This window comes from Kitasatospora terrestris (assembly GCF_039542905.1).
Lineage (GTDB): Bacteria > Actinomycetota > Actinomycetes > Streptomycetales > Streptomycetaceae > Kitasatospora > Kitasatospora terrestris.
In genome coordinates, this window is the sequence record NZ_BAABIS010000001.1 from 5,420,075 (window position 1) to 5,433,505 (window position 13,431).

13 protein-coding genes are annotated in these 13,431 nt (G+C 71.5%); 12 read left to right on the forward strand and 1 reads right to left on the reverse strand.

All coding sequences use genetic code 11. The features are described 5' to 3' along the window. Positions 1–24: 24 nt before the first annotated feature. The 3 genes from ffh to ftsH all read left to right on the forward strand — a co-directional run bounded on the left by ffh (position 25) and on the right by ftsH (position 4,298). The gene (gene ffh, locus ABEB06_RS24960) at positions 25–1,590 is read left to right on the forward strand and encodes a signal recognition particle protein (protein WP_345699124.1); all 1,566 of its coding nucleotides are present in this window, start codon (positions 25–27) and stop codon (positions 1,588–1,590) included. Positions 1,591–1,794: 204 nt separating this feature from the next. Continuing rightward, complete coding sequence (locus ABEB06_RS24965; RefSeq protein WP_345699125.1) at positions 1,795–2,322, forward strand: GNAT family N-acetyltransferase; 528 nt, start codon at positions 1,795–1,797, stop codon at positions 2,320–2,322. A 59-nt stretch (positions 2,323–2,381) separates the two neighbouring features. Beyond that, positions 2,382–4,298: an ATP-dependent zinc metalloprotease FtsH gene (gene ftsH, locus ABEB06_RS24970; RefSeq protein WP_345699126.1), complete on the forward strand. Its 1,917-nt coding sequence runs from the start codon at positions 2,382–2,384 to the stop codon at positions 4,296–4,298. Positions 4,299–4,475: 177 nt separating this feature from the next. On the opposite strand, the gene ABEB06_RS24975 is transcribed toward ftsH, so the two are convergent. Beyond that, positions 4,476–5,471, reverse strand: coding sequence for an SAM-dependent methyltransferase (locus tag ABEB06_RS24975; protein ID WP_425559687.1), 996 nt, complete (start codon positions 5,469–5,471; stop codon positions 4,476–4,478). 269 nt (positions 5,472–5,740) lie between these two features. Here ABEB06_RS24975 and proS point away from each other — a divergent pair, with 269 nt between their 5' ends. The 9 genes from proS to lepB (ABEB06_RS25020) all read left to right on the forward strand — a co-directional run bounded on the left by proS (position 5,741) and on the right by lepB (ABEB06_RS25020) (position 13,350). After that, positions 5,741–7,153, forward strand: coding sequence for a proline--tRNA ligase (gene proS / locus ABEB06_RS24980; protein ID WP_345699127.1), 1,413 nt, complete (start codon positions 5,741–5,743; stop codon positions 7,151–7,153). Between the two features lie 371 nt (positions 7,154–7,524). Next, positions 7,525–8,103 carry a hypothetical protein gene (locus ABEB06_RS24985; RefSeq protein WP_345699128.1) on the forward strand — a complete coding sequence of 193 codons (579 nt, stop codon included), beginning with the start codon at positions 7,525–7,527 and terminating at the stop codon, positions 8,101–8,103. Between the two features lie 496 nt (positions 8,104–8,599). After that, positions 8,600–9,028 (forward strand): 30S ribosomal protein S16, encoded by a 429-nt coding sequence (gene rpsP, locus ABEB06_RS24990; RefSeq protein ID WP_345699129.1) that lies wholly within the window; start codon positions 8,600–8,602, stop codon positions 9,026–9,028. A gap of 2 nt (positions 9,029–9,030) precedes the next feature. Beyond that, complete coding sequence (locus ABEB06_RS24995; RefSeq protein WP_014138265.1) at positions 9,031–9,270, forward strand: RNA-binding protein; 240 nt, start codon at positions 9,031–9,033, stop codon at positions 9,268–9,270. Between the two features lie 143 nt (positions 9,271–9,413). Further along, positions 9,414–10,049 carry a ribosome maturation factor RimM gene (gene rimM, locus ABEB06_RS25000; protein WP_345699130.1) on the forward strand — a complete coding sequence of 212 codons (636 nt, stop codon included), beginning with the start codon at positions 9,414–9,416 and terminating at the stop codon, positions 10,047–10,049. Between the two features lie 5 nt (positions 10,050–10,054). Continuing rightward, on the forward strand, positions 10,055–10,873 hold the full coding sequence (gene trmD, locus ABEB06_RS25005; protein WP_345701975.1) for a tRNA (guanosine(37)-N1)-methyltransferase TrmD: 819 nt from the start codon (positions 10,055–10,057) through the stop codon (positions 10,871–10,873). 153 nt (positions 10,874–11,026) lie between these two features. Beyond that, positions 11,027–11,377 carry a 50S ribosomal protein L19 gene (gene rplS, locus ABEB06_RS25010; RefSeq protein WP_345699131.1) on the forward strand — a complete coding sequence of 117 codons (351 nt, stop codon included), beginning with the start codon at positions 11,027–11,029 and terminating at the stop codon, positions 11,375–11,377. A 310-nt stretch (positions 11,378–11,687) separates the two neighbouring features. Beyond that, a complete protein-coding gene (gene lepB, locus ABEB06_RS25015; protein ID WP_425559689.1) occupies positions 11,688–12,398 on the forward strand; it encodes a signal peptidase I in 711 nt (236 codons plus the stop codon). Positions 12,399–12,582: 184 nt separating this feature from the next. After that, positions 12,583–13,350, forward strand: a complete 768-nt coding sequence (gene lepB, locus ABEB06_RS25020) for a signal peptidase I (protein ID WP_425559690.1) — start codon at positions 12,583–12,585, stop codon at positions 13,348–13,350. Positions 13,351–13,431 lie beyond the last annotated feature (81 nt).

The following is a 13,431-nucleotide window of genomic DNA, read 5'->3' on the forward strand; positions in this document are numbered from 1 at the left end:
TGCCGCAAGGGACCCGCGACCGACGTGTTCGACACTCTCTCCGACCGCCTCGCAGCGACGTTCAAGAACCTCCGGGGCAAGGGCCGCCTCAGCGAGGCGGACATCGACGCCACCGCGCGCGAGATCCGGATCGCGCTGCTGGAGGCGGATGTCGCGCTGCCGGTGGTGCGGGCCTTCATCAAGCAGATCAAGGACCGGGCGCTCGGCGCCGAGGTCTCCGGCGCGCTGAACCCGGCGCAGCAGATCATCAAGATCGTCAACGAGGAGCTCATCGCGATCCTCGGTGGCGAGACCCGCCGTCTGCGCTACGCCAAGAACGGCCCGACCGTCATCATGCTGGCGGGTCTGCAGGGTGCCGGTAAGACCACCCTGGCGGGCAAGCTCGGCCACTGGCTGAAGCAGCAGAAGCACACCCCGCTGCTGGTCGCCTGCGACCTCCAGCGCCCCAACGCGGTCAACCAGCTCCAGGTGGTCGCCGAGCGCGCCGGGGTCGCCTTCTACGGCCCGCAGCCCGGCAACGGTGTCGGCGACCCGGTGCAGGTGGCCAAGGACTCGATCGAGTACGCCAAGCAGAAGCAGTACGACGTCGTCGTCGTCGACACCGCCGGCCGCCTGGGCATCGACGCCGAGCTGATGCAGCAGGCCGCGGACATCCGCGCCGCCGTCCAGCCGGACGAGGTGCTGTTCGTGGTCGACGCCATGGTCGGCCAGGACGCGGTCACCACCGCCCAGGCCTTCCTCGAGGGCGTCGACTTCACCGGCGTGGTGCTCTCCAAGCTGGACGGCGACGCCCGGGGCGGCGCCGCCCTCTCGGTCGCCCACGTGACCGGCCGTCAGATCATGTTCGCCTCCAACGGCGAGAAGGTCGACGACTTCGACGCCTTCCACCCCGACCGGATGGCCTCGCGCATCCTCGGCATGGGTGACGTCCTCTCCCTGATCGAGAAGGCCGAGCAGACCTTCTCGCAGGAGGAGGCCGAGAAGATGGCCGCCAAGCTGCGCGGCGGTCCGAAGGCCTTCACCCTGGACGACTTCCTGTCCCAGCTGGAGCAGGTCCAGAAGATGGGCTCGATCTCCAAGCTGCTCGGCATGCTGCCGGGCATGGGCCAGATCCGGGACCAGATCAACAACATCGACGACAAGGACGTCAACCGGGTCGGCGCGATCATCAAGTCGATGACGCCGGCCGAGCGCGCCGAGCCGGAGCTGATCAACGGCTCCCGCCGGGCCCGCATCGCCAAGGGTTCGGGCGTCCAGGTCGGCGAGGTGAAGAACCTGGTCGAGCGGTTCTTCGAGGCGCGGAAGATGATGTCCGCGATGGCCTCCGGCAAGGGCATCCCCGGCATGCCGGGCATCCCCGGCATGGGTGGCGGTGCCAAGAAGTCCGCCAAGAAGGCGCCGGTCGCCAAGGGCAAGCGCAAGAGCGGCAACCCGCTGAAGCGCGCGCAGGAGGAGGCCGAGGCCGCCCAGCGCAAGGCGCTCGGCCCGGCCGGCGAGCAGCCCGCCGCCCCCGGCGGTGCCTTCGGCCTCGGTGCGGGCAAGGGCCCGTCGGACTTCCAGCTCCCGCCGGAGTTCAAGGACCTGCTGTAGGGCCTGCTGCGGGTTCTGCTGCGGGGCCTGCTGGAGGACCCCCACCGTGGGGTCCGCCGTGGGTCCTGCCGTGGGGCCCGCCGTGGGTCCTGCCGTGGGGCCTGCTGGAGGACCCGCCGCGGGGGTCGTCCGTGGAGGAGCAATGACGGCCGGGGGTGCGCGCAGCGCCCCCGGCCGTGCGCTTCCCGGTGCTTTGATGGACCTATGCGAGTGAGGATCCGGGCGCCGAGGCGCGAGGACGTGCAGGCGTACGCGGAGGCGGTGCGACGGTCCGCCGAGCACATCGGCCGGTGGAACCCGGTCGAGCCGGACGGGCTGCCCGAGCTGCTGGACCGCCAGGGCGCCGGGCTGAGGACCTACCTGATCGAGGACGCCGAGACCGGGGGCCTGGTCGGCAAGTGCAACGTGGCCAACATCGTGATGGGCCGCTTCTGCAACGCCGCGCTCGGCTACGACTCCTACCTGCCGTTCGCCGGCACCGGCCGGATGGGCGAGGGCATGCGGCTGGTGGTCGACCGCTGCTTCGCCGCGGAGGACCTCGGAGGCCTCGGGCTGCACCGCCTGGAGATCAACATCCAGCCGGACAACGAGCGCTCGATCGCCCTGGCCCGCCGACTGGGCTTCCGCCACGAGGGCTTCACGCCGCGGATGCTCTTCCTGCAGGGCGCGTGGCGCGACCACGAGCGGTTCGCCCTCACCGCCGAGGAGTGGCCGACCCCGACCCGGATCTGAGCCGCGCGCCGCCTCGTGCCGCCTGGATCAAGGTTCGGCATGTCCGTATTGTCCGATGGGTGACCAATCCCGTACCGCCCCGCCAGACCCCCGACCAGCCGTGGCGGTCCGAGGGCGCCCCGCCGCCCCCGCCGCGCCGCAGGATGCCCGGTGGCTGGGGCGGGCTGATCCTCACCGCGCTGGTGGTGTTCCTGATCTCCGACCTGCTGCTGAGCTTCGTCGGCAACGGCGGGTCGACCACGATCTCGTACACCGAGTTCAACAACCAGCTGAACAGCGGCAACATCACCAAGATCTACTCCAAGGGCGACGCCATCGAGGGCAGCCTGAAGAGCAAGGCGCCCAAGCCCGACGGCGGCAAGGGCGACTACACCGACTTCACCACCCAGCGCCCGGTGTTCGCCGACGACAACCTCTGGGGCACCCTCCAGGCGCAGAACGTCACCGTCACCGCCGAGCCGGTGGTGCAGCAGCGCAGCTTCCTCGCCAACCTGCTGATCTCGCTGGCCCCGATGCTGCTGCTGATCCTGGTGTGGGTGCTGATGGCCCGTCGGATGGCCGGCGGCATGGGCGCGGGGGCGCTCGGGCGGAAGGCGCCGCCGAAGCCGGTCGACACCAGCGCCGGCCGGCGCACCACCTTCGCCGACGTGGCCGGCATCGACGAGGTCGAGGCCGAGCTGAGCGAGGTGGTCGACTTCCTCAAGAACCCGCAGGAGTACCGCAGGCTCGGCGCCAAGATGCCGCGCGGCGTGCTGCTCGCCGGTCCGCCCGGCACCGGCAAGACCCTGCTGGCCCGGGCGGTGGCGGGCGAGGCGGACGTGCCGTTCTTCTCCGCGTCCGCCTCCGAGTTCATCGAGATGATCGTCGGCGTCGGCGCCAGCCGGGTCCGCGAACTGTTCGCCGAGGCCCGCAAGGTGGCGCCCGCGATCGTCTTCATCGACGAGATCGACACCATCGGCCGGCAGCGCGGCGGCGGTGGCGGCATGGGCGGCCACGACGAGCGCGAGCAGACGCTCAACCAGATCCTCACCGAGATGGACGGCTTCTCCGGCTCCGAGGGCGTCATCGTCATCGCCGCCACCAACCGGGTCGAGATCCTCGACCAGGCGCTGCTGCGCCCCGGACGCTTCGACCGCCGGATCACCGTCAGCCCGCCCGACCGCGGCGGCCGCGAGGAGATCCTGAAGATCCACACCCGGTCCGTCCCGCTGGCCGCCGGAACCGACCTCGACCAGGTCGCCCGCACCACCCCCGGCATGACCGGCGCCGACCTGGCCAACCTGGTCAACGAGGCGGCGCTGCTCGCGGTCAAGCGCAAGCAGGACGCGGTCGCGCAGGCCGACCTCTCCGACGCGCTGGAGAAGGTCCAGCTGGGAGCCGTCCGGCCGTTGGTGATGCCCGCCGGGGAGCGCGAGCGCACCGCCTACCACGAGAGCGGCCACGCCCTGCTGGGCATGCTGCAGCCCGGTGCCGACCCGGTCCGCAAGATCACCATCGTGCCCCGCGGACGGGCGCTCGGCGTCACCCTCTCCACCCCCGACACCGACCGCTACTCCTACACCGAGCCCTACCTGCGCGGCCGGATCATCGGCGCACTCGGTGGCATGGCGGCCGAGCAGGTGGTCTACGGCATCGTCACCACCGGCGCGGAGAGCGACCTGGAGCAGGTCACCAACATCGCCCGCGGGATGGCCGGCCGCTGGGGCATGAGCGAGCGGGTCGGCCGGCTCACCGCCATCCCCAACGACAGCCAGGGCGCGTACGGGCTGTCCGCCGCGCCGACCACCCTGGACGCGGTGGACGAGGAGGCGCGGCGGATCGTCGCCGAGTGCTACGAGGACGCGGTGCGGCTGCTGGGCGAGCACCGCGGGAAGCTGGACGCCCTCGCCCGCGCCCTGCTCGACGCCGAGACGCTGGACGAGGAGGCCGCGTACGAGGCGGCCGGCGTGCCGCGCAAGGCGCTCGACCGGGCGTGAACGCCCCTCGGCCGGGTGCCGGGTGCCGGGTGCCGGGTGCCGGGTGCCGGGTGCCGGGTGCCGGGTGCCGGGCTCGGTCTGGCCGGTCGGGTGCCGGGCTCGGCCTGTCCGGTCGGGTGGCGGGCCCAGTCTGTCCGGTCGGGTGGCGGGCTCGGTCTGACCGGTCGGGTGGTGGGCTCAGCGCTCGGCGACGACGTAGCGGAAGAGGTTGACCATCCGGACCGAGCCGTCAGCCTGGACGTACGGGTGCAGCGCCTCCTCCAGCTCCTTGGCCACCAGCGCCTCCCCGGCGTCCGCCACCGCCCGCTCGAACAGTCCGGTGGAGAGCATGCCGCGCACCGCCTCGTCCAGATCGGCGTAGGCGAACGGGCAGCTGACCCGTCCGCTGCCCGCCGGCCGCAGACCGGCACCGTTCAGCAGCCGCTCCATCGCCCCCGGAGCACTCAACCCGAACGGACCGCGCGCCGGGGGGCGCGGGGCGTGCCGGTGCGCCACCGCCAACACCGACGCGCTCTCGCAGCGCTCCGGCGGGCCCCAACTCGCCAGCACCACCTGACCGCCCGGCAGCGTCCGCCGGGCCGCCGCGGCCACCAGCTCGGTCGGCCGCTCGGCGAGCGGCAGCTGCTCGAAAACCGTCACCAGCGAGTGGGCCGGCCGGGCGACGCCGTACGCCGAACGGGCGGCCACACCGGCCGGTGAGGGGGAGAAGCGCGCGGCGCTGTCGAGGGCCGACGGGGAGAAGCGTGCGGGGCTGTCGAGGGCCGACGGGGCGAAGCGTGCGGCGGGGCCGGCGGCCCGCGAGGGCCCGGGACCGGACGCCGAGGGTTCGAAGCCGGCTGCCGCGGGCTCCAGGCCGGGCACCGACGCAGCGGGCCCGGGGGAGACCGCGAGGCCCCGGCCCTGCGCCAGCTCCCGCAGCTCGGCGACGTCCTCCTCGCCGGTGACCTGCGCCCCGCGCTCCGCCGCCAGCAGCAGGGCCAGCCCCGAACGGCAGCCCAGGGCCAGCAGACTGGTCGCCGCTCCGACCTCCAGCCGCTGGTAGACGGCCTGGTAGAGCGGGACCAGCATCCGCTCCTGGATCTCCGCCCAGTCCCGCGCCCGACCCTGCGACCCCGCGAGGGCCTGCACCCCGGGGCGTTGTGCGGTGTCGCCGGTCATTTGCGCTGAAGCCATTCCGGTCTCCATTCCCGTCCGTGAGTCCCGGTGCCACCCCGGATCCCGCTGTCACTCCGGATCCCGATGCCACCTTCAGTCCCGATGCCACCCTGAGTCCCGATGCCGCGCTGCCGCCACCGGATGTCCTGCTCCCGCCCCCGGTCGAGCCCGCCCCGGTACCAGCGAACAGCGCCTCGGCCCCGGCGTCCAGACGGGCGGCGCGGGTTGTTGGCCGGACGGTGAAACCGATTCACAGTCCGCGCCCGGATCCCCGTACCATCTGCCCCATGGCTAAGGCACCCGTTCTCACCCCTCAGGCGGAAGACTTCCCCCGCTGGTACCAGGACCTCATCAACAAGGCCGAGCTGGCCGACAACGGTCCGGTGCGCGGCACCATGGTCATCCGACCGTACGGCTACAGCCTGTGGGAGCGGATGCAGCAGGAGATGGACGCCCGGATCAAGAAGGCCGGCGCCCAGAACGCCTACTTCCCGATGTTCATCCCGCAGTCGTACCTGACCAAGGAGGCCGAGCACGTCGAGGGCTTCGCCCCAGAGCTCGCGGTGGTCACCCACGGCGGCGGCAAGGAGCTGGACGAGCCGGTCGTGGTCCGGCCCACCTCCGAGACGATCATCAACGAGTACTTCTCCAAGTGGGTGCAGAGCCACCGCGACCTGCCGCTGCTGATCAACCAGTGGGCCAACGTCGTCCGCTGGGAGCTGCGCCCGCGCGTCTTCCTGCGCACCACCGAGTTCCTCTGGCAGGAGGGCCACACCGCCCACGCCACCTACGAGGACGCCCGCGACTACGCCTCGAAGATCCACACCGACGTGTACGGCGACTTCATGGTCAACGTCCTCGGCATCGACGTGGTGCTCGGCCGCAAGACCGCCAAGGAGCGCTTCGCCGGCGCCATCAACACCCTCACCCTCGAGGGCATGATGGGCGACGGCAAGGCCCTGCAGATGGGCACCAGCCACGAGCTGGGCCAGAACTTCGCCAAGGCGTTCAACACCACCTACCTGTCCGCCGGTTCGGAGCGCGAGCACGTCTGGCAGACCTCGTGGGGCGTCTCCACCCGCATGGTGGGCGGCCTGATCATGTCGCACGGCGACGACAACGGCCTGCGCGTCCCGCCGCGGCTCGCCGCCGTCCAGGCCGTCGTCCTCGCCATCAAGGGCGACGACGCGGTGCTGGCGAAGGTCCGCGAGATCGGCGCCGCGCTGGAGGCCGCCGGCGTCCGCGTGGTGGTCGACGACCGGACCGACACCCCCTTCGGCCGCCGCGCCGTCGACTGGGAGCTCAAGGGCGTCCCACTGCGCATCGAGGTCGGCCCGCGCGACGTCGAGGCCGGCACCGCGATGCTCGCCCGCCGCATCGCCGGCGGCAAGGAGCCGGTCTCCATCGACTCGCTGGCCGCGACCGTGCCCGGCATCCTCGAGGAGGACCAGGCACTGCTGCTCCGTCAGTCCCGCGAGCGCCGCGAGGCCCGCACGGTGGACGTCAAGACCATCGACGAGGCCATCGAGGCCGCCGCGACCGGCTGGGGCCGGATCTCCTGGGCCGAGCTCGGCCCGGAGGGCGAGGCCAAGCTGGCCGCTCAGGGCGTCTCGGTGCGCTGCATCGTCGCGGCCGACGGCTCCGTCCCGGCCACCGACGACCAGGCCGGCAATCTGGCGCTCGTCGCCCGTGCCTACTGAGCGTCACCGCACCGTTCCACCAGCGTTCCGGCTGACGGACGTTCGAATTCAAGAACCCAGGTTCGCGTACTAGCAGTTGAGACTACTGACCGGTCAACTCCCGGCGGTCGAAAACTAGCGGTACGGTATACGGCCCGTGGCCCTGTCAATTCTCGGCGGGTCACGGGCCGTCCGCTTGGGGGTGCTGGGCCCCCGTGCGGTGCCGAGAGCCCGGCGAAACCCGCCGGGCACGAGAGTTGCAGGGGGTTGGTCTTGCGTCAGATCGGATCAGCGCAATTCGCGCGCGGATGTGCATTCCTGAGAGTTCGCTGGGAATTCCCGGAGACCGGGAACTCGCGGAACATCGGCTCTCTCCCCATCGTTGGTACAGCGTGAGCACGACACAGCCCCTCGTCCTGGCGGCCGAACTGGCCGCCGCCTGGAGCGACATCCAGGCCCACCACCAGGACCTCCCCGACCTGGCCTCGCCCGAGGCGCTGATCGGCGAGTCCTCCTCGGCCTGTGGCACCCAGCTCAACTTCGAGCGGCTGCTGCACGAGGCCGCCCACGGGCTGGCTGCCGCCCGCGAGATCCGCGACACCTCGCGAGCCGGCCGCTACCACAACCGCCGCTTCCTGATGCTCGCCTCCGAGCTGGGCCTGGCCCACCCGGTCGAGCCGCACGCCAGCAGCGGTTTCTCCCAGGTCACCATGGACATCGCCACCCGCGAGCGCTACACCGGGACCATCGAGCGTCTCGACCGCGCCCTCGGTGCCCACCAGCTCGCCGTCACCGGCGAGGGCAACCACCGGACGTTCCGAGGCCCGGCGGCCCGGCACGGCTCCTCCGGCGGCGGCGTCCGCGTCAAGGCCGTCTGCGGCTGCGGCCGCAACGTCCGGGTCGTGCCGTCCGTGCTCGCCCAGGCCTCGATCGTCTGTGGCGCCTGCCAGCAGCCGTTCAAGATCGCCTGAAGCGGCTGACCTGGACTGAAAGCCGGGCCGGGACCATTGGTCGACGGCTCTACCGGGGGCGGGGGCCCTCGGTCGGGTCGTGGCCGGTCGCGGTCAGGGGTGATCGGCGGTGATCGGCGGTGATCGGTCATGGTCGTGCCGTGGCCGTGGCCGTGGCCGTGGCCGTGCCGTGGTCGTGCCGTGGTCGTGCCGTGGCCGCGGGCTTTCGCCGTGTCATCGGCAATGCCGTGCTCTGCTGCTGCCGCTCTCCCCGGGCGTTGCTCCCCGTCCGGGCGCTGTCGCTGCGCGTTCTTCGGGGTGCCTGCGCCGCGCTCTCCCCGGGGGCCTGCGGTCAGTCCGACCTGCCCCCGTGTGGCACAATGGACAGCTGAGTACTCGGCAGCCGAGCAGGACCCTCTCTCCTAAAGGCTGGCGTGTCCCTTGAACGGCCCACCCCGCAACCCCACGCGAGGGTCGGTGCTGCTCACCCACGTCAAGTTCAGGAGAACCCACTCCAGTGGCAGTCAAGATCAAGCTCAAGCGTCTCGGCAAGATTCGCTCCCCGCACTACCGCATCGTCGTTGCCGACTCCCGCACCAAGCGTGACGGCCGCGCGATCGAGGAGATCGGCATCTACCAGCCGACCTACAACCCCTCGAAGATCGAGGTCGACAGCGACCGCGCCCAGTACTGGCTGTCCGTCGGCGCCCAGCCGACCGAGCCGGTGCTCGCCATCCTCAAGCTGACCGGTGACTGGCAGAAGTTCAAGGGCCTGCCGGCTCCGGAACCGCTGAAGGTCGCGGAGCCGAAGGTCGAGGACTTCTCGCACCTGTTCGCGAAGGCCGTCGCCGGCTTCGAGGACGCCACCACCGGTGTCGCCATCACCCCGAAGGCCAAGAAGTCGGACAAGGCTGACGAGGCCGAGGCCGCTTCCACCGAGGCCTGAGCGTGATCGAGGAAGCCCTCGACCACCTGGTGAAGGGCATCGTCGAGCACCCGGACGAGGTGCAGGTGCGCTCGCGCAACCTGCGTCGCGGCCACACCATCGAGGTGCGGGTGCACCCCGACGACCTGGGCAAGGTGATCGGCCGGGGCGGCCGGACCGCGCGCGCACTGCGCACCGTGGTCGGCGCCCTGGGCGGACGCAACGTCCGGGTCGACCTGGTCGATGTGGACAGCCTCCGCTGACCTGCGACCACAGGATGTGAGGACCGGCCGGGACGTGACGTCCCGGTCGGTCCTTCTGCGTTCCCCGCTCCACGCCTCTCCCCTCCTGTTCTTCCCAGTTCACTTCCCCTCCCGTCCGCTCATCCGCTTGGAGAACGATCACCGTGCAGCTCGTCGTCGGCAGGATCGGCCGTGCCCACGGCATCAAAGGTGACGTCAGCGTCGAGGTCCGCACCGATGAGCCGGAGCTCCGGCTCGGCCCGGGCGCGGTGCTGATGACCGACCCGGCCTCGGTCGGCCCGCTGACCGTCGAGTCCGGCCGCGTCCACAGCGGGCGGCTGCTGCTGCGTTTCGCCGGAGTCAAGGACCGTAACGACGCCGAGGCGCTGCGCGGAACGCTGCTGATCTCCGAGGTCGACCCCGAGGAGCGCCCGGACGACCCGGAGGAGTACTACGACCACCAGCTGATCGGCCTGGACGTCGTCCTCACCGACGGCACCCTGGTCGGCGAGCTCACCGAGGTCGTCCACCTCCCGTACCAGGACCTGCTCACCGTCACCAAGCCGGACGGCACCGAGGTGCTGGTCCCGTTTGTCTCGCAGATCGTGCCGACCGTCGACCTGGAGAACCAGCGCGCCGTCATCACCCCGCCGGCGGGTCTGATCGAACCGGCGGACGCGGTGGTGGCCGGCTCCCGTGAGGCCGATGCCGATGCCGGTGTCGGTGCCGATGCTGGGGCTGGGGCTGGGGCTGGGGCCGATGTCGAGGCTGAGGTCGAGGGCGGGAGCGAGTCGGCGTGAGCGAGATGCGGATCGACGTCGTCACGATCTTCCCCGAGTACCTGGAGCCGTTGAACGTCTCCCTGGTCGGGAAGGCCCGTGCCCGTGGCCAGCTCGACGTGCACCTGCACGACCTGCGCGGGTGGACCACGGACATCCACCGGACCGTCGACGACACCCCCTACGGTGGCGGCCCCGGCATGGTGATGAAGCCCGAGCCGTGGGGCGCCGCGCTGGACTCCGTGCTGGACCAGGGGCCCGAGGGCGAGGTGCCCACCCTGGTGGTGCCCACCCCGAGCGGCCGGCCGTTCACCCAGGAGCTCGCGCAGGAGCTGGCCGGCTGCCGGTGGCTGGCCTTCGCGCCCGCCCGGTACGAGGGCATCGACCGGCGGGTCATCGAGGAGGCGGCCACCCGGATGCCGGTGGTCGAGGCGTCGATCGGCGACTACGTGCTGGCCGGTGGCGAGGTCGCCGTCCTGGTGATGGTCGAGGCGATCGCCCGGCTGCTGCCGGGGGTGCTCGGCAACGCCGAGTCGCACCGCGACGACTCCTTCGCCCCGGGCGCCATGGCCGACCTGCTGGAGGGCCCGGTGTACACCAAGCCGGCCGAGTGGCGCGGTCGGGAGGTGCCCGAGATCCTGCTCAGCGGCCACCACGGCAAGATCGCGCAGTGGCGGCGGGAGCAAGCATTCGCCCGCACCCTCGCCAACCGGCCCGACCTGGTCGCCCGCTGGCAGCGTGCCGACTTCAGCAAGAAGGAGCGGGAGGCGCTCAGCGTGCTCGGCCTGGCGTGGGACGAGCAGCAAGGCCGATTTCTGAGCGCGACCGAGGCTGTGGAAGAATAGGCGACTGTTGTCTGTCGCTGGGCTCCCGCAAGGGGTCACGTGGACCGGTGCCCCCGCCACGGGGGGATCATCGTCAGCCGATGCGACCCGCAACACCTTCCCATTGAGACGAATTTCCGTGGGCGGCCCGTGGCGCCTGCGATGGAGAGCAACATGAGCAACAAGCTCGCTGCTGTCGACGCGGCTTCGCTGCGCACCGACATCCCGTCCTTCCGTCCGGGTGACACCCTCAAGGTGCACGTCCGGGTCATCGAAGGCAACCGCTCGCGCGTCCAGGTCTTCCAGGGCGTTGTCATCCGTCGTCACGGCGCCGGCATCGGTGAGACCTTCACCGTTCGCAAGGTCAGCTTCAACGTCGGTGTCGAGCGCACCTTCCCGGTGCACACCCCGGTCGTCGAGAAGATCGAGGTCGTGACCCGCGGTGCGGTTCGTCGCGCCAAGCTGTACTACCTGCGTGACCTCCGCGGCAAGGCTGCGAAGATCAAGGAGAAGCGCGACGCCTGATCGGCTGCGCTCCTGCTCAGCCCGGACGGGGCCTCCGAACGGCGTACGCCGTGAGGATAAGCTCAGCCCGATGAGCACGCACGAACCACCTGCGGACCGCGATGGCCGTCCTGTCCCTTCGGGGGCGGACCGGCCGTCGCGGTCCGCGGTCGTTTCCGAGGCTGAGGGCGTGGCCGCTTCTGAGGTCGCGGTCGCTCGTGGGGCCGTGGCCGAGACGACCGGGACGGTCGTGGCGGAAGCGGAAGCGGAAGCGGCCGCGGCTCCGGAGGCCGGTGCCGACGCCAGTGGCGGTTCCGCGGCCGATGGAGCCGTGACCGGCTCCGAGGACGACTCCGCCGCTGCCGGAGAGCCTGCGGGCCACCGCTGGACGCGCGATCTGCTGTGGCTGGCGGCGGTGTGCGTCGCGGTGCTGCTCGTCGTGAACGCCTTCGTCGCCCGGCCGTTCGCGGTGCCGTCGGGCTCGATGGAGGGCACGCTGCAGCCGGGCGACAGGTTGGTGGTGAACCAGCTGGCGTACGCCTTCGGCGGGCACGTCCAGCGGGGCGACGTGGTGGTCTTCGACGGCATCGGGTCGTTCCTTCCGTACGCGGCGGAGCCGGCCGCGCCGCGCCGTGTCCTGTCGGGACTCGGGCTGGCGCCGGCTGGAGACACGGTCTTTGTGAAGCGGGTGATCGGCGTGGGCGGGGACCGGGTCACCTGCTGCGGCTCGGACGGGCGCCTCCGGGTCAACGGGGTCGCCCTGGACGAGTCGGACTACCTCTTCCCGGGGGACGCGGCGTCCTCGGTGCCGTTCGACATCGTGGTGCCGCAGGGGGAGCTGTGGCTGATGGGTGACCATCGCAGTGCCTCCCGCGACTCCAGGGACCACCTCGGCGAGCCGGGTGGCGGGACGGTGTCGGAGGACAAGGTGATCGGCCGCGCGGACTGGGTGGTCTTCCCGGTCGGCCGGTGGACTTCGCTGGAGCGGCCTGCCGCCTTCGCCGCGACAGGGAGGGCTGGTAGGCATGGGGACCAGGGGTAAGGGCCGGTCCTCGGCCGGGGTTCAGCAGAGCCGGTCGGGCGGCTCCCGGGCCGACGCGGACGTGACGGGCACGCGTGGGGGTGCGAACGGGGCCCGCGGGGGCTCGGGCGGTGACGTCCCGCGGGGGCGGGCCGAGCGCCGACGGACCGCGAAGCGGGCTGCCAAGCGGCAGCGCCGCTCGCTGTTGCGCGAGCTGCCGCTGATCGCGGTCGTCGCCGTGGTCATCGCGCTGGTGCTGAAGACGTTCCTGGTGCAGGTCTTCGTGATCCCCTCCGGGTCGATGGAGCAGACCCTGCAGATCGGCGACCGCGTCCTGGTGGACAAGCTGACCCCGTGGTTCGGCAATGAGCCGAGCCGGGGCGACGTGGTGGTGTTCAAGGATCCCGGTGGCTGGTTGGAACCGGACCACAAGCCCTCCTCGGACGGACCGGCGATGCGCCGGGTGAAGGGGGTGCTGTCGGCTGCGGGTCTCCTCCCGTCCGAGGACGAGCGGGACTTGATCAAGCGGGTCATCGGTGTCGCGGGTGACACCGTCGAGTGCTGTGACGCGCAGGGAAAGTTGAGCGTCAACGGGAAGCCGCTCGACGAGCCGTACCTGGCCGCGGGCAACGCCCCGTCCAAGCTGACCTTCAAGGTGACGGTCCCGGCGGGCCGGCTGTGGGTGATGGGCGACCACCGGGACATCTCCGCCGACTCCCGCTACCACATGGCGAATCCCGGCTCGGGGACGATTCCGGTCGAGGACGTGGTGGGCCGCGCGTTCGTGGTCGCCTGGCCGCTCTCGCACTTCCGTCAACTCGAAGTGCCGGATTCACTCTCCTCGTTGCCGACCAGGGCGGCGGGCGAATCGGGGGCCGTTCGGCCGGATCCTGCGGAACCTCCGCTCGTTATGGGTGTGTTGGGTGCGCTTCCGGCCTTGGCACGGCGCCGGAGGGCCAGCCGCGGGACCTGATTCGGGGTCGGCGGGCGACCCGGCGAACTCACCCCGTCGGCGCGTGGGGCTCCGGCACGTCGATCGGGAGTGATAGAGAAG

What these genes read in the sequence shown, in the direction of transcription:
- ABEB06_RS24975 (WP_425559687.1), bottom strand. Translation starts at nt 5,471, where the DNA reads ATGGCTTCAGCGCAAATGACCGGCGACACCGCACAACGCCCCGGGGTG.
- rplS (WP_345699131.1), top strand. Translation starts at nt 11,027, where the DNA reads ATGAGCAACAAGCTCGCTGCTGTCGACGCGGCTTCGCTGCGCACCGAC.
- proS (WP_345699127.1), top strand. Translation starts at nt 5,741, where the DNA reads ATGGCTAAGGCACCCGTTCTCACCCCTCAGGCGGAAGACTTCCCCCGC.
- ABEB06_RS24965 (WP_345699125.1), top strand. Translation starts at nt 1,795, where the DNA reads ATGCGAGTGAGGATCCGGGCGCCGAGGCGCGAGGACGTGCAGGCGTAC.
- trmD (WP_345701975.1), top strand. Translation starts at nt 10,055, where the DNA reads ATGCGGATCGACGTCGTCACGATCTTCCCCGAGTACCTGGAGCCGTTG.